Source organism: Mariprofundus sp. NF, assembly GCF_013387455.1.
Taxonomy (GTDB): domain Bacteria; phylum Pseudomonadota; class Zetaproteobacteria; order Mariprofundales; family Mariprofundaceae; genus Mariprofundus.
Map to the genome: position 1 here is coordinate 287,666 of NZ_VWNC01000002.1, position 17,026 is coordinate 304,691.

At 54.0% G+C, this 17,026-nt stretch carries 20 protein-coding genes; 5 read left to right on the forward strand and 15 right to left on the reverse strand.

Annotation, left to right across the window (positions count from 1 at the left end; translation table 11 throughout):
- Genes F3F96_RS04340 through F3F96_RS04365 form a run of 6 tightly spaced genes read right to left on the reverse strand, consistent with a single transcriptional unit; the run spans position 1 to position 4,868 of the window.
- Positions 1–876 carry an FAD-binding oxidoreductase gene (locus tag F3F96_RS04340; RefSeq protein ID WP_176962016.1) on the reverse strand — a complete coding sequence of 292 codons (876 nt, stop codon included), beginning with the start codon at positions 874–876 and terminating at the stop codon, positions 1–3.
- The gene (locus F3F96_RS04345) at positions 869–2,158 is read right to left on the reverse strand and encodes a dihydroorotase (protein WP_176962017.1); all 1,290 of its coding nucleotides are present in this window, start codon (positions 2,156–2,158) and stop codon (positions 869–871) included. Before F3F96_RS04345 ends, F3F96_RS04340 begins: the two co-directional genes overlap by 8 nt.
- Positions 2,155–3,150: an aspartate carbamoyltransferase catalytic subunit gene (locus tag F3F96_RS04350; RefSeq protein WP_176962018.1), complete on the reverse strand. Its 996-nt coding sequence runs from the start codon at positions 3,148–3,150 to the stop codon at positions 2,155–2,157. Before F3F96_RS04350 ends, F3F96_RS04345 begins: the two co-directional genes overlap by 4 nt.
- On the reverse strand, positions 3,150–3,659 hold the full coding sequence (pyrR, locus tag F3F96_RS04355) for a bifunctional pyr operon transcriptional regulator/uracil phosphoribosyltransferase PyrR (protein WP_176962019.1): 510 nt from the start codon (positions 3,657–3,659) through the stop codon (positions 3,150–3,152). Before pyrR ends, F3F96_RS04350 begins: the two co-directional genes overlap by 1 nt.
- Positions 3,656–4,105 (reverse strand): Holliday junction resolvase RuvX, encoded by a 450-nt coding sequence (gene ruvX, locus F3F96_RS04360; protein WP_241697643.1) that lies wholly within the window; start codon positions 4,103–4,105, stop codon positions 3,656–3,658. The genes pyrR and ruvX overlap by 4 nt, the downstream gene beginning before the upstream one ends.
- Before the next feature lie 46 nt (positions 4,106–4,151).
- Positions 4,152–4,868 carry a hydrogenase gene (locus tag F3F96_RS04365; RefSeq protein ID WP_370465498.1) on the reverse strand — a complete coding sequence of 239 codons (717 nt, stop codon included), beginning with the start codon at positions 4,866–4,868 and terminating at the stop codon, positions 4,152–4,154.
- A gap of 54 nt (positions 4,869–4,922) precedes the next feature.
- Between F3F96_RS04365 and F3F96_RS04370 the strand changes: the two genes are divergently transcribed.
- The gene (locus F3F96_RS04370; RefSeq protein ID WP_176962021.1) at positions 4,923–5,780 is read left to right on the forward strand and encodes a 50S ribosomal protein L11 methyltransferase; all 858 of its coding nucleotides are present in this window, start codon (positions 4,923–4,925) and stop codon (positions 5,778–5,780) included.
- Between the two features lie 7 nt (positions 5,781–5,787).
- On the opposite strand, the gene gltX is transcribed toward F3F96_RS04370, so the two are convergent.
- Positions 5,788–7,176 carry a glutamate--tRNA ligase gene (gene gltX / locus F3F96_RS04375; RefSeq protein ID WP_176962022.1) on the reverse strand — a complete coding sequence of 463 codons (1,389 nt, stop codon included), beginning with the start codon at positions 7,174–7,176 and terminating at the stop codon, positions 5,788–5,790.
- Positions 7,177–7,302: 126 nt separating this feature from the next.
- Between gltX and F3F96_RS12525 the strand changes: the two genes are divergently transcribed.
- Positions 7,303–7,431, forward strand: a complete 129-nt coding sequence (locus F3F96_RS12525) for a hypothetical protein (protein ID WP_255461196.1) — start codon at positions 7,303–7,305, stop codon at positions 7,429–7,431.
- A gap of 5 nt (positions 7,432–7,436) precedes the next feature.
- Here F3F96_RS12525 and F3F96_RS04380 read toward each other — a convergent pair whose 3' ends face one another.
- A complete protein-coding gene (locus F3F96_RS04380; RefSeq protein WP_176962023.1) occupies positions 7,437–8,213 on the reverse strand; it encodes a methyltransferase domain-containing protein in 777 nt (258 codons plus the stop codon).
- 94 nt (positions 8,214–8,307) lie between these two features.
- Positions 8,308–8,517 (reverse strand): hypothetical protein, encoded by a 210-nt coding sequence (locus F3F96_RS04385; RefSeq protein ID WP_176962024.1) that lies wholly within the window; start codon positions 8,515–8,517, stop codon positions 8,308–8,310.
- Between the two features lie 360 nt (positions 8,518–8,877).
- On the opposite strand from F3F96_RS04385, the gene F3F96_RS04390 reads away from it, so the two are divergent.
- From F3F96_RS04390 to F3F96_RS04400, 3 genes are all read left to right on the forward strand, one after another.
- Positions 8,878–9,192 carry a hypothetical protein gene (locus F3F96_RS04390; RefSeq protein ID WP_176962025.1) on the forward strand — a complete coding sequence of 105 codons (315 nt, stop codon included), beginning with the start codon at positions 8,878–8,880 and terminating at the stop codon, positions 9,190–9,192.
- A gap of 77 nt (positions 9,193–9,269) precedes the next feature.
- A complete protein-coding gene (locus F3F96_RS04395; RefSeq protein ID WP_176962026.1) occupies positions 9,270–9,602 on the forward strand; it encodes a DUF190 domain-containing protein in 333 nt (110 codons plus the stop codon).
- Positions 9,589–10,278: a Crp/Fnr family transcriptional regulator gene (locus F3F96_RS04400; RefSeq protein WP_241697644.1), complete on the forward strand. Its 690-nt coding sequence runs from the start codon at positions 9,589–9,591 to the stop codon at positions 10,276–10,278. Before F3F96_RS04395 ends, F3F96_RS04400 begins: the two co-directional genes overlap by 14 nt.
- A 157-nt stretch (positions 10,279–10,435) precedes the next feature.
- On the opposite strand, the gene F3F96_RS04405 is transcribed toward F3F96_RS04400, so the two are convergent.
- The 6 genes from F3F96_RS04405 to leuS are packed head-to-tail and all read right to left on the reverse strand — an operon-like array spanning position 10,436 to position 16,911.
- Entirely contained in the window at positions 10,436–11,281 is an 846-nt protein-coding gene (locus tag F3F96_RS04405; RefSeq protein ID WP_176962027.1) for a radical SAM protein, read from the reverse strand.
- 10 nt (positions 11,282–11,291) lie between these two features.
- Positions 11,292–11,591 (reverse strand): hypothetical protein, encoded by a 300-nt coding sequence (locus tag F3F96_RS04410; RefSeq protein WP_176962028.1) that lies wholly within the window; start codon positions 11,589–11,591, stop codon positions 11,292–11,294.
- A gap of 22 nt (positions 11,592–11,613) precedes the next feature.
- On the reverse strand, positions 11,614–12,906 hold the full coding sequence (bioA, locus tag F3F96_RS04415; protein WP_176962029.1) for an adenosylmethionine--8-amino-7-oxononanoate transaminase: 1,293 nt from the start codon (positions 12,904–12,906) through the stop codon (positions 11,614–11,616).
- The gene (gene holA, locus F3F96_RS04420) at positions 12,903–13,892 is read right to left on the reverse strand and encodes a DNA polymerase III subunit delta (RefSeq protein ID WP_176962030.1); all 990 of its coding nucleotides are present in this window, start codon (positions 13,890–13,892) and stop codon (positions 12,903–12,905) included. Before holA ends, bioA begins: the two co-directional genes overlap by 4 nt.
- Positions 13,893–13,924: 32 nt before the next feature.
- Complete coding sequence (locus F3F96_RS04425; RefSeq protein WP_241697645.1) at positions 13,925–14,437, reverse strand: adenosylmethionine-8-amino-7-oxononanoate aminotransferase; 513 nt, start codon at positions 14,435–14,437, stop codon at positions 13,925–13,927.
- Positions 14,434–16,911 (reverse strand): leucine--tRNA ligase, encoded by a 2,478-nt coding sequence (gene leuS, locus F3F96_RS04430; protein WP_176962031.1) that lies wholly within the window; start codon positions 16,909–16,911, stop codon positions 14,434–14,436. Before leuS ends, F3F96_RS04425 begins: the two co-directional genes overlap by 4 nt.
- Between the last annotated feature and the right edge of the window lie 115 nt (positions 16,912–17,026).

A 17,026-nucleotide genomic window follows, 5' to 3' on the forward strand; every position in this document is an offset into this window, starting at 1 on the left:
TCATGCGAATTCAGGCAGCAGTTCTGCAGCAAAGACCGGCCCGTCAACACAGACACGACGGTATTTCTCTTCACCCGCTTCAACGGTTTTAACGACGCAACCGGCACAGCCACCGATACCACAGGCCATATGCTCTTCAAGACTGAGAAAAGTCGGCAGATCAAACTCGCGCCCAACCCTTGCTACAGCATGCAGCATCGGATGCGGCCCGCAGGAGAGCAGCACACAACGCTGCCGCTCTTCATCATTCAGCGCGGCCAGATAATCACGCGCCAGATTCGGCACATGGCCTTCGTAACAACCATAGAGGCCGGCATTGGAGGCGAGCCTGGACGGGACACCGCGCTCCTCCAGCGAGCGAATGGCCAGAATCGCATTGCCATTGACACCGGGAAGAATGGTTGTCGAGGGTTTCAGGGCAAACGGAAACTCAACTTCGGAACCGGCAAACACAACACAATCGCCACCCCTGCCATGCAGATCATCAGCAGCAAAGATCATCGGCGGAATACCGACACCACCACCGATCAACAGATAACGCTTAGAGAGATCCGACAGGTCAAACGGTTCACCAATCGGGCCAAGCATCGGGATGATGTCACCGACCTTACGCTCTGAGAGAAGATGGGTTCCCTCACCAATCGCTTTATATAACAGATCCACCGTGCCACGTTCCGGATCAGTCAGCATGATTGAGATCGGCCGACGCAGGGCCCGCTCATCAGATACGCGCAGATGCACGAACTGCCCCGGTTTTGCTTTGGCAGCGGCCTTTGGAGCTTTCACTCTGAGTACAAACTGATCACCCGGATGCGTCACATGAGCCAGAACCTCGGCCTGTTCTTCAAAAATAGTTCCCCGCTGTTCGTTAGCCACACACTTCCCCTTCTGCAAACACAATGCGACCCGCTTTGACAGTATGGGTCACCAGACCGGTCATCTCTCTGCCGTGCCAAGGCGTATTCTTGCCTTTGGACACCATCTTTTCACGATCTACTCTCCATATGGCATCAGCATCAAAGATGGTGACATCAGCCTCGGCTCCCACTGAGAGTGTGCCCGCTTCGAGCCCCAGCAGACGAGCCGGATTAACCGTCATTTTGGCGATCAGATCGGACATGGTGAGCACACCGGCACGCACCAGATCAAGCGATACCGGCAGCATCGTTTCAAGACCGACAATGCCGAACGCGGCACAGGAGAGGCCACAGCGTTTATCATCCTCGTGATGGGGTGCATGATCAGTTGCAATCACTTCAATCGTGCCATCCCGCAAACCTTCAATCACCGCCAGACGATCCGCTTCAGTTCTCAGTGGCGGGCTCATCTTGGCATCAACGTTGTAACCCAGCACCTCATCTTCGGTGAGGGCAAAGTGGTGCGGTGCAGCTTCAGTGGAGACTTTTAAGCCTTCAGCGCGAGCCTGACGAACCAGATTCACACCGCCCTGCGTGGAGATATGGGCCACGTGGTAGCGGGCATCAGCCCGGCGGGTTAGCATAATGTCGCGGGCGATCATCGAATCCTCACCCTCTGCAGGCATGCCGGATACACCGAGCTGGGTTGAGACCCAACCCTCGTTAATGGCACCACCAGCGGTCAGCTGTTTCTCCTCGGCATGCTGAATCACCATAAAACCGTAGCTGGATGCATACTCCAGCGCCTTGCGCATCACACCCGCATGCCAGATTGGCATGCCATCATCAGAGAAGGCGACACAACCGCAGCGGAACAGTTCACGCATCTCGGTCAGTTCCTTGCCATCAAGGTTTTTGGTTACCGCACCGATCGGATGCACATTGCAGAGATTTACCTGCTTAGCTCGTGCAATGATCTGCAGGGCAATGCCTGCATGATCGATATGAGGACCGGTATTAGGCATACAGCAGATCGAGGTAACACCGCCAGCCACCGCGGCACGCGAGCCCGACTCAATATCCTCTTTCCACTCCTGACCCGGTTCGCGCAGATGCACATGCATATCAATCAGGCCGGGGCAGACTATCTTGCCATCTGCATCGATCTCCCGGTCTGCCTCACCATCATAGGCACCGATAGCGATTACCCTGCCGTCTTTGATCCAGAGATTCGTGACCGCATCAACAGCGTTGGCCGGATCGATCAGATGTCCATTTTTTATCAGCAGTGTGCCGCTCATAGCAGTGTCCTCTGTGCCTGCATCGCTTCATCAGAGAGCTGTTTCCTGCTGGCCGTTTTCTTCTCTTCCGCCTGACCGCCGCACAGTGCCGCCAGCACAGCCATGCGGATGGCCACACCATGTTCTACCTGATCCAGAATATGGCTCTTGGCTGAATCGGCAACATCTGAGGCAATCTCCACTCCGCGATTCATCGGCCCGGGATGCATGACAATGCAGTCGGGGCCTGCTGCGCGCATTCGCTTGGCATTCAGACCGTAGGCCTCATGGTATTCACGCACCGATGGAAATGCGCAGTTGTCGGTCAATCGCTCGGTCTGCACACGCAGCATATAGACCGCATCGGAGCCGGGAAGGGCAGCATCAAAGTCGTGGTAGACCTCACAGCCGTAACGCTCAATCTGGGCAGGTAGCAGTGTCTTCGGAGCCACAACCCGCATCCTGTATCCCAGCTTTTTCGCTGCCAGAAGGTGTGAGCGGGCAACTCTTGAGTGGGCGATATCACCAACAATGGTAATCACTTTTCCATCGGGAGATCCCCATGTCTGTTTCAAGGTTAACAGATCGGTGAGAATCTGGGTGGGATGTTCATGGGCTCCGTCACCAGCATTAACCAGTGCGGTGTTGGGCAGATAATCGGCCAGAAATTCGCAGGTACCTGCCAGCGAATGGCGGATCACCAGCACATGCGGCTGCATCGCCGCCAGTGTCTGACCTGTATCGAGCAGAGTCTCACCCTTTTTGGTGGCACTGGTTGAGGCAGAGATGTTGATCACGTCTGCTGAAAGCCGCTTGCCCGCCAGCTCAAAGCTGGTGCGCGTGCGTGTTGAGTTCTCAAAGAAGAGATTGATGATTGTTTTACCGCGCAGCGTGGGTGCCTTTTTCAGTGGCCGGCGATTAATATCGATAAAGGAGTCACCGAGATTGACCAGATATTCAATCTGTTCCCGATCCAGGTCTGCTATGCCGAAGAGATGTTTTATTGGTCGCACTATTTCACCTGCCTCTGCTCAATGAGCCATTCTCCTTCTGTCACCAGTTCAACGCTGCAATCAGCTGCTGCCTCATGACTAAAACCCACACATTCAGCCGCAATCGGCAGCTGCCTGCCACCGCGATCTACCAGCACAGCCAGACGAATCGATGCAGGCCTGCCGTAATCAAATATCTCATCCATCGCGGCGCGTATGGTGCGGCCTGAGTAGAGCACATCGTCCACCAGCCAGATATCTTGGCCTGCAACATCAAAGGGCAGTTCACTGCGACGAACCAGTGGGTTCGCGGCAATAGTGTCGAGATCATCACGGTAGAAACTGATATCAAGATTACCGCGATTCACGGTTGTGCCCTTTGTTTCAAGACGCTGCTGGATCGCATCGGCCACATCGGCACCGCCACTGTGAATGCCGATCAGGCAGACTTCAGAAGCGGTCATGGTATCAGCCATCTGATTCAGGGCTTCTTCAACAGCCTGAGGCTTATAAAGGATCGGGTCCGTCATGGTTTCAACTCCGGGTGTGACTGAAGGAAATCTTCCAGAATGACGGCTGCGGCCGTCTGGTCAATTTTCTCCTTCACCTTTTTCTCGTTCAAGCCCTGTGCATAAAGACGTTCTTTGGCCGTCCAGGTGGAGAGCCGCTCATCCTGAAAGGCAACCGGCAAGGCTGAGACCTTCTTGAGCTGACGTACGGCGGCGCGGGCATCTTTGGCCTGCACACCTTCCGTGCCATCCATATTTTTAGGCAGCCCTGCCACAATACCTTTAGAACCATACTCACGGATAAGCTTGAGCAGCTGCTGCGGCCAACCCTTGTCATTGCGGTGCAGATAGGTAACACCACGGCATGAGATCGCGAGGCGATCACAAACCGCCACACCGATACGTTTCATACCAATATCAAGTGCAAGCAGTGGAAGTTGTAGTTTTTCAGCTGTTTTTTCAGGCAACGAATTTGAACGGGGAGATTTCGCTCCGGAATCGAGCGTCACAGAATCAGTGGTTGAGCAGAATGCGGTCGTCATTAAATCCGAGATTCTGCAGCGTTTCGGTGCATGCGTCCACCATTGCACTCATGCCGGCAAGACAGGCCACTGCCTCATTTCCATCAGGTGCATCACTCTTCAGCGCATGTTGCACATAACCAATCGGGCCATCCCAACTATCGTGCCCCATCTCCAGCGTGATGGATACTTCGATATCGTGACGTGAAAGCTCCGCCAGCTCCTCAGTCAGCAACTGATGCATCTCGGTGAGAAAACCAGCATAGATCGCCACCCTGCCGAAATCTTCACGATGATGAATAATGCTGTGCCAGAGACTTCGCAGCGGTGCAATACCAGTGCCCACACCAATCAGATAGATATCACGCCCTTTATACGGAGAAAGATCAAAACCTTTGCCCATCGGCCCTTCAACTTCGAGCAGGGTGCCAGCTTCTACATCACAGAGGTAGGCCGAAAGCGGCCCGGCATCCTTGATAAAGAACTCGTACACTTCCGGCTCATCCGGACATGAGGCAATAGCAAAATAGCCGGGTGCAGGATCATTCAACTTGGGAATGCCAATGCGCACATACTGACCGGGACGAAAGTTCGCCAGCTGGCCGCGCAGCGGTTCAAGCGAGAGATGAATGACCGCATCCTGACAGTCAGGATCGGTCATACGGATATTCTCTTTCACCCGCATGCGATATGTAGAAGAGTGCTGCACTTAAAAATGACCTCCGGAATCAGGGGGGGCTATTGCAACGAAGGGGAGCCAAAGATGCAAGCATCAAAATGCATTGAGCTGAAAATCCGGGCGGAAGCGCTCTCTGAAGAGGCGTTCGGACTGCTAATTTCTCCGCTTGATGCACTCGGCTCGGCTGAAGAGACCGATATCGACTCCGACACAACTGTTCGCATAGCCTGGTTTGACTGCGCCCCGGATGAAGCCGTTACCAAAAACAGGGTGCTGGCTGCCGCTTTGCAGGCGGGCATCGAAAAAGAGCAGGTCACGCTGAATACACTGGCCCAGCAGGACTGGGAAACGGCATGGCAGAAAGATTGGCACGGCATGCCCATCGGCCAGAACCTCTGGGTACGCCCATCGTTCTGTGACAAGTCCACTGAAGGTCGCACGGACATCGTACTGGATCCGGGCATGGCATTCGGCACCGGCACCCACCCCACCACGCAGCTCTGCCTGGAAGCGGTGGAGCGCATCTGCGCCGACAATCCTCCGGCCACACTGCTCGATATGGGAGCAGGCTCCGGCATTCTGGCCATCGCCGCGCTTAAACTTGGCGCAGGCTCTGCACTGGCTATTGATATGGAAGAGGAGTCGGTCGAAGCATGTCTGACCAATGCGGCCATCAATGGTGTGGCACTGGAAGCTAAACTGGATGACACGCCACCTGCTGAGCAGTTCGATCTGGTCGTTGCCAATATCCTCGCCGCACCGCTGGTCTGGATGGCCAAAGAGCTGGCCCCTTGTGTAACAAAACGTCTGGTTCTCTCCGGCCTGCTTGTAGAACATGTCGATGATGTAGCTGCTGCCTATATTGCCGAAGGACTCACAGAACTCCGTCGCGATACTCAGGGCGACTGGGCCAGTGTGGAGTTTTCACCCATAAGCCGGTAAAACTCATTTACTGATTGAGAGCTGCCAGACCCTTTTTGAGGCGTGCAATAGACTCATCCTTGCCCAGCAGACCAAGGGTAAGGTCAATCGGCGGAGAGACAGGGCCACCGGCCACGAGAATACGGATCGGCTGAGCGAGTTTACCCATGCCTACCCCTTCAGCTTCACACACTTCACCAATCAGTGCATGTGCAGCTTCACCGGAAAAATCATTCATGGCTTCAATGCCAGCGATAAACTTCTCTACCAGTGCCGCAGTACCTTCCTTGAAATTCTTGGCGACCGCTTTCTCATCGTATGCGGTGGGTGCGGCATAAAAGAAACGGGCACCTTCAGCCAGATCAACCAGGTTCTTTGAGCGCTCCTGCAGCGATGCAATCACAGGCTCAAGGTCCGGGCCTGCAGAGGTATCAACGGCCAGCAGACGTGCCACTTCAGCAACCAGATCGGCAGCAGCAGCCTCACGCATGTAGTGACCATTAAGCCAGTCCAGCTTCTGCTGATCAAAGCGGGATGCACCTTTACCGACTGCCGCCAGATCAAACAGTTCAATCAATTGTGCTTCGGAGAAGACCTCTTCATCACCATGTGACCAACCGAGTCGTGCGAGATAATTGTTCACCGCATGCGGCAGATAACCCTTCTCACGGTATTCGGTAATGGCAACCGCGCCATGACGTTTGGACATCTTGGCACCATCCGGCCCATGAATCAGCGGGATATGGGCAAAGACTGGAATCGGCAGGCCAAGCGCCTGATAGAGCTGAATCTGGCGTGGTGTATTGTTCAGGTGGTCGGAGCCGCGTACGACATGGGTAATACCCATATCCGCATCATCTACCACCACAGCAAGATTATAGGTTGGTGTACCATCAGTGCGTTTGATGATGAGATCATCGAGTTCCTTGTTGGGAAAACAGACATCACCAAGCACCTGATCTTTTACCCAGGTCTCGCCCTCATCAGGGGAGCGGAAACGCACCACATAAGGGGCATCCTCAGGGATATCTGTACGACCTCTGCAGCGCCCGTCATACATCGGTTTCTCACCGGCAGCGCGCTGCTTTTCGCGCATATCATCCAGCTCTTCGCGTGTGCAGTAACACTTGTAAGCCTTGCCTTCACTGACCAGCTTATCAACAGCCGCCACATGCTGATCTTCACGTTTGCTCTGGAAAACAGGCTCACCATCCCAATCCAGACCCAACCATTTCAGGCCGTCGAGAATCACTTCTGTCGCCTCATCAGTTGAACGTTCGCGATCGGTATCCTCAATGCGCAGCACAAACTCGCCACCGTGATGGCGGGCATAGAGCCAGGCAAACAGGGCGGTGCGGGCACCACCGATATGCAGCATGCCGGTGGGCGATGGGGCGAAACGGGTACGAACAGTCATGGGGTTCTCCTAAACAGCGATCTCTATCAATCGGGCGGCGCAGCATAACTGGAAGCAGGAGCTGTTTACAGGTTCCGATTTGCCAGCAGCCGATTGAGCGTGATAATTTGCGCTTATCCTCAAGGCATGGAGAAGAGAATCATGAGCGACAAACAGCACGATCAGGAAAATCCTGTTAAACGTTATATGGGCATCGCTCTGTTTCTCATCGGCTTTCTGATGCTCGGCATGGCCATCGCCGAATTCCTCAAATAGGGGTTCTAAGCTCTCTTTGCAATCAGGTGCAGATAACGCCCCATCTGTAGATAGGGCTGCTGCTGCGCATATTTCATCTCGATACGCACCACCTCTTCAGTTGGCCGCGCCTCGCGCATTTTGCGATCCATAAAGTCATAAACCACACGCACACCGGCCCGACTAAGCAGCTCAAACTGCCACTCATCCAACCAACCCTCGACCTCTTGCAGCGTTAACGGGTTATAGGGCGTTAACCCACCCTCTTCACCCTGCAGATTATCACTCTCAGCCTTGCGCCAGTTGCCGCGAATCAGGTTGCGGAAGATCAGCGCATCACGGTTATAGAACATCAGCGAGAGATCCCCGCCCGGCCGGATCAGGGTGAGCAGATGTTCTAATGTCTCTTTCGGCTCTGCCACCCACTCCAGCACAGCATGGAACAGCACCAGATCAAACTGCCCCAGCTCTTCAGCAGACATCTCCTGCACCGGGCCATGTATATATTCAACAGCCACGTCCGGCAGCTTTTCTGCAAACAGCGTGCGGGTCTGATCCACCATCTTCTCAGAGAGATCGGAGAGCACCAGTTCATGACCCAGCTCGGCCAGCTTCAAGCCCATCTGACCCAGGCCACAACCGGCATCAAGAATACGTAGTGGTTTGCCAGCCGTTAGCTGAGGCAGCGTCTGCAACAGATGTTGCCAGACAATCGCCAGACGCACCTCACCCTTGGCGCTGCCGTAGATATTACGTGCAAAGCGTTCGGTCAGATCATCAAAGTTTCGATCAGCGTGGATCATAGGTAGTCGCTCCCGATTAAGAGCGCCTATTATTTGGGCTTAGCAGTGATTAGCAAAGGAAACCTGTAAGAGGCCTCAGGTTGAGTGATAATTATTAAAAACGCCCGACAAAGTCTTTGGCAATATAGATGGTGGCATACCAGAGGATAAGCGAGAGAATAATCATGCGCAGCGGCCTGCCGACATCCCTGGCGATCTTTTTCATCGGATGCTTTTTCACCAGCCCGCGAATCAGCATGGCCAGCAACAACAGCGCAGCCACGCCGTAGGTAATATAAAAAATTAGCCATAGATCTCTGCTCATCGCTACAGCTTAAACGATACAGCTCTGAATGCCATCCTCATCATCCAGGCCAATCGCATTAAAATTTCCTCTGTTTACGATCATTATTCAGCTTATTTCACCGCAAAGTACGCAAAGGAGCGCAAAGTAAAAAACTACAACAGATGTAATTCTCATCTCTTGCTCTCCGGTTAGGATTGTTTTTTGATCATTGTATTGATTTTATTGCGTCCTCTGCGCCCTTTGCGGTAAATGCTTTTTTACTGTTTAAATGCGATTGCCCTACCTCATCATCATATGAAAGATACGCGACGGCGGATGATGTGTAGAGTGCCGCTCCCGTCTGCAATCATGCTGTACGGCAGATGTAGGAGAGACGATATGACAGAGCAAACTACCCAGCTCCTGACGGATGAGATTGAACAGACCGTTGAAGAGGAGGCTCCGATTCAACGGGTCACCATTGAAGTATTGAAAGCCAAAGGTGGCAACCGCACGCCGCGCAAAGCAACGCTCTGCATCATCCAGACAGGTCAATCTGAAAAACATGGCAGCGTACGTCTGGCCTGCACGCCGAATGGCAAAACCTGGTACGTTGTTGCCGAGCATCCCGGCGAAGGCGTGATCGCACCGGCACCACTCAGACATGAGCGCGAGGCGTATAATATGTTCAATAGCCTCTGCGAAGCGAAATAACCCTATTCTTAGATCCATTCCTCTTGTAACCCGGCATCACATAATACAGACTGGTTCGCGGAAGAGGAGGCAATCACATGACTGAGGGTCTGTGCCTGCGCATTTATCTCACTGAATCGTCCAGAATCGATGGCAAGCCTGCAACGGAAGCCATTCTCCAGCTGTGCAAAAACTCAGGACTGCGCGGCGTTTCAGTGCTACGCGGCATTGAAGGTCTGGGTGAACATGGTGTTCGCTCGACCTCATTTCTCGATCTCTCCGCCGATCTTCCCATTCTTGTAGAAGCCATTGATGCAACCGACAGAATCAATCTGGCGTTAGAACAAATGAAATCACATCTGGGGCAGTGCATGGTCGCCACCTGGCCGGTAGCACTGATGCGCTATGGAGAAAACGATGGAAATGATTGAGATGTTAAGAAAGGTACCGCTATTTGCCGAGCTCGATGAGAACGAGCTAAGATCGGTCACAGCACTTGCCAACTCTCTTGATATTCCCAAGAAGAACATCGTCTTTCAGGAGTTCGATCTCGGCGACTCGATGTATGTGATTCTCAAGGGTGAAGTGAAAATCTCCACCTACTCTGCCGAAGGGCGTGAAGTGGTTCTGGCACTGCTGGAGAAAGGTTCATTTTTCGGTGAACTCTCACTGCTCGATGAAGAGCCACGCTCAGCCACAGTCACCACCATGGAGGACTCCAAGTTCGCCCATATCCGCAGACGCGATCTGACCTCTCTGCTGCTGGAGCAGCCTGCCATCACCCTGAAAATCCTTAAGGAGCTTGCATCACGCCTGCGCCGTACCAGCCGCGTACTTGAGCGCATCAGCAGCATGGATGTACCGCATCGCCTCTACGCCTATCTCGTTGATCACTGCAAACGTTTCAGTCAGCCGGAAGAGGATGACTGCTACTCAACCATCCTGCCCACCCACCAACTACTGGCCGATCAGCTCTCCACCAGCCGTGAAACCATCTCGCGTGCCATTAGTCAGCTGAAAAAAGATGGTCTTCTGGTTCAGGGCGAAGGGCGCGGAAAAATGCGTGTTGATGTGGATGCACTGGAAGATCGACTCGACGATTTTTAAAATCTTTTTTTACCACAAAGGACACGAAGGACGCAGAGAAAGAAACAGAAATATCACAGGGTTCCTGAATTTTGTCTGCTCAGCCGTATAAGTGACGGATTGTACTCCTGTTAACTCTTACTTCGTGTACTCTGTGATCTTCGTGGTGAATGCCTTATCAGAGAGAGAGTTTAACTTTCAGGCCACTGGCTTCGATCCTTGCCGCGACCATTTTCATCCAGCCCGCATCCAGCGGCTTCAGGTGTTTGGCCTCATCCTGTAGTGATGGACGTGCCAGACCGTAAAGTAGTACCCCGCAAACAGGAATCTCATCGCGCTGCAACTGCGCAAGAAACGCGATATAACTCTGCATCTCTGTCTCTGCCGGTGGCTGATCATCCCATGCCATCAGGCAGGTCTGAATCCATGTCGGACAGAGAGATGCCACCGCCTCAACCTGTTTGCGCAACCGTGAAGCATCAAGTTTGATGCCGTTGATGCGAAGGATCGCCTCACTGCTAACGGCATCCACCTTGATCCACACCTCGCCATGTTTGGCAGCCATCAACGTTAATCCGCGCTGCACATCTGCTTTATGCAGATAAGAGCCGTTACTGATCAAGCGCAGCGGCACACTGAGAGCGAACTCCGCCATCACGGTGAGGATCACCTCAACCACCGAATCAAAAGCCCTGCAGCTGGTCGGCTCACCATTACCTGATATGGCGATATCGCAGAGTTGGCGGCTATCTTCAGCCACACGCTGAACCATAAAATCACCATTAAGCATATCATCGAGCAACGCAGAGAGCTCACTGCGCAATAGCTGCAGATCAATCTCGGGTGCTACGCCGCGCGTGAGGTCAGGCACCTGACAGTAGGCACAGTGCCAGTTACAGGCATTATTGGGATTGAGGTTAATGCCAATAGATACGCCACCAGCCCGGCGTGAGATCACCGGATAGACGTAGCGCATACCGACCGCATCGCGATCATGATTGCGACTGTGAAGTTGTTTGCTCACTGATAAAAAATCAGGCGTAGGTATCCAGCAACAGGCCACCGGCAACAGGCAGGCGAGCACCACCTTTCTGGTTGTAGGTTAGAGGCTGTTGCTGCTGTTGTTGTTGCTTAAGAAGTTGCATCATATCACCAGCACGGGAGGGCATGCCGCGAAACATCTGACCAGAGCGGGTGGTGATGGCAGGCTCTTTCACAGCCTCGACATCGATAACCAGATTGTTATTGAAATGCGCAGGCTGAGACTGCGGTGGAATAGCAACCGCAGGCGGGGAGGTATCAACCCTGAACATAAGACCTAAGGTAACAGCCATCGGGGCAGGCTACTCCCGGCCTCTATTTTGAGTCAAACAGCGTACAGACAGAGCTCATCGCAGCGGTGATACGACTCAGCTGTGCAGATGAGATAATAAAAGGCGGCATGGTATAGATCAGCTTGCCGAAAGGACGCAGCCAGACGCCCTGCTCAATCAGCGACTCCTGCACTGCAGTTACATCAACTGCCTCTTTCATCTCGATCACACCGATTGCACCTTTAATGCGCACATCGGCCACAGCAGGCAGATCACGACAGGCAGCCAGCTCAGTCTCCAATTGTGTCTCAATAGCCGACACACGCTGTTGCCAGGGCGAAGCCAGCAGCAGATCGAGACTGGCATTGGCCACGGCACAGGCCAGTGGATTGGCCATAAAGGTTGGCCCGTGCATCAACACGCCGGAGCCATCACTATGAATGCCCTCACACACTTTTGCCGAGCAGAGCGTAGCTGCCAGACTCATATAACCGCCGGTCAACGCTTTACCGACACACATAATATCGGGATTAATTCCCGCCTGTTCAGAGGCGAACATCGTGCCGCTGCGTCCGAAACCTGTAGCAATCTCATCGAGGATCAGCAGCAGATCGTACTCATCACAGAGCCTGCGCACCTGCCTTAGAAATTCCGGGGCATAGAAACGCATGCCACCAGCCCCCTGCACAATCGGCTCAAGAATCACAGCCGCCAGCTCATGATGATGGGTTCTGATTCTCGACTGCAGTGATGCCAGCTGCGAAGCGTCCCACTCCTCATCACTGCGGGCTGTGGGTGCCGAAGCAAACAGCTGCTGGGCCAGCACGCCGGAGAAGAGATGATGCATGCCTGACTCTGGATCACAGACACTCATCGCACCGAAGGTGTCACCATGATAACCGCTGCGAATGGTCAGCAGTCGCTGTTTTTCAGGCGAGCCTTTAGCCTGCCAGAACTGCAGCGCCATCTTGATCGCCACCTCTACCGATACAGAACCGGAATCAGCGAAGAATACATGGGCCATATTCTCAGGTGCAATCTCAAGCAACTTGCTGGCCAGATCGGCGGCAGGTCGGTGGGTCAAACCACCAAACATCACATGCGCCATCTGTTGCAGCTGCTGCTCTACCGCACTATTGAGCTCAGGCACATTATAACCGTGGATGGCAGACCACCACGAAGACATACCATCGATGACAGAGCTGCCATCCTCAAACTCCAGTTCAACACCGGCTGCCCGCTTAACCGGATAGACCCGGGCCGGATTGATCATCGAGGCGTAGGGGTGCCAGACATGCTGGCGTTCAAATTCCAGCCAGCTCTGTTGCCCGCTCATGGCAGTAGTCGTCCCGGCCCAACCAGATCAAGGGTCAAGCGCTCAATCACCACAGGACGATCTTCAATGGTAGCACCCTTGACCAGCTTCTCTGCTGTAATAATCCGCTGCATGGCCAGAGCAAGTTCACTACCCTTCCAGGCGCGTGACTCATCTGCGACCTTACGACGGGCATCGCCAAACACCTTGGCTGCCTGCAGTGCATTGCGATCACGCTGTGACTGATACCAGCGGTACATCAGCAACTGCTGCATGCGCGTACCCAACCAGGAGATCATCTGCACTTCAGCCACCTGCTGCTCTTTCAACAGCTGCCGCACCAGACTCAAGGCATCAGGGCTGCGCATCGCCACCGCATGGCACCACTCCTCCAGTGCCCCCGGCGCACGCTCGCCGAGCAGTTCGGCCACCACATCAAGAGCCAACTCGTCCCCTGCACCGTTGTCGTACCAGTTCAACCGCTGAATCATCTGCCTTGCCGCCAGACGCATGCCAGAGAGCCGCTCACTCATCCAGACTACCGCATCAGACGCCACATTGAGGCCACTCTTTCTGATCTCACTATCAAGCCAGCGCCCGAAGGCCGCCTCATCAGGACGGCTGAATTCACACTCGGCCACAGCCTGTTCAGCCTTCATCTTCTTATGCAGGGCTTTTTTCCAGTCGATTCCCGCTGCACATATGATCAAGCGGTTATCAGTAGCGACAGAAGCAGCGAGCTTGAGCAGATGCTCACTCTGTTTGGGGTTGGCTGACTTGGCATTACGCACCAGTGCGAAACAGATCGAGGGACCAAATAGTCCCTGATTACGAGATTCACTCTCCACCCGTGCCAGCTCATTGATATCAACGCGGATACGCACTGCGTCCGCAGTCCCTTCAGCCAGCAGTGCTTCAGCCGCTTCAAAGATCGCATCCTCATCCTCACCATGCAGGTAGTAGGCGTTAAACTCAGCCGGCAATAGCCGGCCAGGGATCAGGCGCATGGGAAACTCAACCTTTTATCCCGCACTCTGCTTTAGAACCCGGATCGCAAACGACCCAGTGCATCCTGCAGCCACTGCTTACGCAGATCCCTGAGCAGCCGCTCGCGTGATGCTTCAATGCTGGTTGGGCCACCGGCCACATAGACATCACCTTGAGTCTGGATCGGGCCACTCTGCCAGCTATTTTTGCCATCCCGCTCAAGCGTCAGGGAACCGGAGAAGAGCATATGGTACTGGGTTGCCACACCGGCCGCATCGTAAGCAGATGGTCTGAAGCTAAGCGGCGCAATGCTCACATTCAGATTGGCATGGCCCTGCTGATCAACCACATCCTTCGGCTCAATCAGTGCATACTTATCAGAAGCCAAACGCTGCTTCAGACTGCTGATAAACTGGCGATCACTGGTGCCCCTCAGAATCAACGACACTGTTTTCACATCCGCAGTGATAGCACCCTCACCCTCACCGTGACCCACCAGATGATAACCACACCCCGATAGCAGTAGCACTGCTGCCATCAGACTGGAAAGCAGCAGCTGCCTCATGCCGGTTTCACCACAATGTTCAACATACGTCCCGGCACCAGAATCACTTTAACCACCTGCATATTCTCAAGCCACTTGGCAATGGATGCATCAGCTCTGGCCGCTGCCATCGCCTCATCCTGACCTGCATCTTTGGCGATGGTAATCTCACCACGCCGTTTACCCTGCACCTGAACAGCGATAGTAATCTCATTCTGCTCAAGTGCGCTCTCATCCACCACCGGCCACTGGCTGACAATAGCCATCTCACTCATACCGATAGCCTCGCCGATTTCGCAAGCGAAGTGCGGCACAAAGGGTGCCAGCATCGTAGCCAGAACCTCAATGCCCTCGCGATAGGCGGCGCTGCCACTTGGCCCTTTCGGCTCAAAAGCTTGCAGTGCATTGGAGAGTTCCATCTGTGCCGCGATTGCCACATTAAAGGCAAAGCCGTGTTCAAAGGCATGCGTGACTCGCTGGATGGTTGAGTGAATGGTAAAACGCAGTGCTTTCACGGCTGCGGCATCATCCTCACCCTCCATCGGAGCTTCGAGTTTTTCCAGCAGACGCCAAACCCGTTTAAGGAAGCGGTGGCCACCCTCAACGCCGGCATCATTCCACTCCAGCTCCTTCTCAGGCGGCGCAGCAAAAAGCGTGAACAGGCGTGCAGTATCAGCTCCGAAACGTTCAATAATCGACTTGGGATCAACAGTGTTACCTTTGGACTTGGACATCTTGGTGCCATCTTTGAGCACCATGCCCTGTGTGAGCAGATTCTTAAACGGCTCATCACCGCCCTGCTCAGAACTGAACAGACCGGCATCACGCATCAATTTATGATAAAAACGGGCATAGAGCAGGTGTAGCACCGCATGCTCCACGCCACCGATATACTGATCCACAGGTGCCCAGCGCTGCATCGCACTGCTCTCAACCATGGCTCTGTCACTACGCGGAGATACATACCGGTTCATATACCAGGAGGACTCCATAAAGGTGTCGAAGGTATCCAGCTCGCGCATAGCAGCCTTGCCGCATTTCGGGCAGTCAGCATGTTTAAAGTCGTGGCAATCCACCAGCGGTGACGCACCGCCGGTAGGTTGCAGATGGGTTGGCAGCTCAACAGGCAGCTGATCATCCGGCACCGGCACTGCACCACAATCGTCACAGTGAATCACCGGAATCGGTGCACCCCAGTAACGCTGTCGGGAGACAAGCCAGTCGCGCAGTCGATACTGAACCCGCTCACAACCCTTGCCCTGTTCACTCAGCCACTCGGTAATGCTCTGTTTGGCGGCAACTGAATCGGAGCCATCAAACTGCGCCGAGTTGATCAGTTCACCGGCTTCAGTAAAGGCAGCGGCATCAATATCCCACTCACCCTCTACAGGTTTAATTACCTGTTTGATCGGCAGATCGTATTTCTTCGCAAATGCGTGGTCGCGCTCATCGTGGGCAGGCACGCTCATCACCGCACCGGTGCCGTAACCCATCAATACAAAGTTGGCGACCCAGACAGGCACCGAAGCGCCGGTTATCGGGTGCACGGCATTAAAGCCGGTTGGCATGCCGCGTTTCTCCATCGTTTCGATATCCGCCTCTTTGGTGGAGATTCTGCTGCACTCATCAATAAACCTGGCCAGATCCAAACTGCTTTCAGCCGCCTTCTGCGCCAGCGGATGGGCTGCTGCCACAGCCATGTAGGTCACGCCCATCAGGGTATCAGGACGGGTGGTAAAGATATCCAGTGTCTCATCAGAAGCCTCAAGGCGGAATGAGACCTCAGCCCCACTGGATTTGCCAATCCAGTTGCGCTGCATGCCGACAACCTTCTCCGGCCAGCCCCCTCCGTCAGAGCAGACCAGTTTATCGAGATCAGCGAGCAGCTCCTCGGCATAATCGGTGATACGGATAAACCACTGTTTGAGATTTTTTTTGATCACCGGTGTATCACAACGCCAGCAGACTCCATCAACCACCTGCTCATTGGCCAGCACGGTATGGCATGGATCACACCAGTTCACCTCGGCATCGGCCTGATAGGCCAGCCCCTTCTCCATCAACTTGGTAAACAGCCACTGTTCCCAGCGGTAATATTCAGGCCTGCAGGTGGCAATCTCACGCGACCAGTCGTAGGAGAGGCCGAGCCGTTTAAGCTGCGTGCGCATCTGATCGATATTGGCGTAGGTCCACTCGGCAGGCGGACGATTATGTTTGATCGCCGCATTCTCAGCAGGCAGACCGAAAGCATCCCAGCCAATCGGATGCAGCACATTAAACCCGTTCATGCGTTTATAACGAGCCACGGCATCACCCAGACAGTAGTTGCGCACATGGCCCATATGCAGATTACCGGAGGGGTAGGGGAACATCACCAGACAGTAGTAACTCTCACGTGAGTCGTCCGGATCATCGCAGGTGCTATCGATATCTGCATCGATCCATCTCTGCTGCCATTTTGCTTCAATCTGCTCTGCTTCGTAACGCTCTGACACCTGCTATCACTCCCAAGGCCTTTCAGGCCGCAATATAAGAATCCGGATAATGAGGGCATCACCCCATAATGAAAAGAGGCAGTCCCATCGGGACTGCCTCTTTAAATCAAAAATG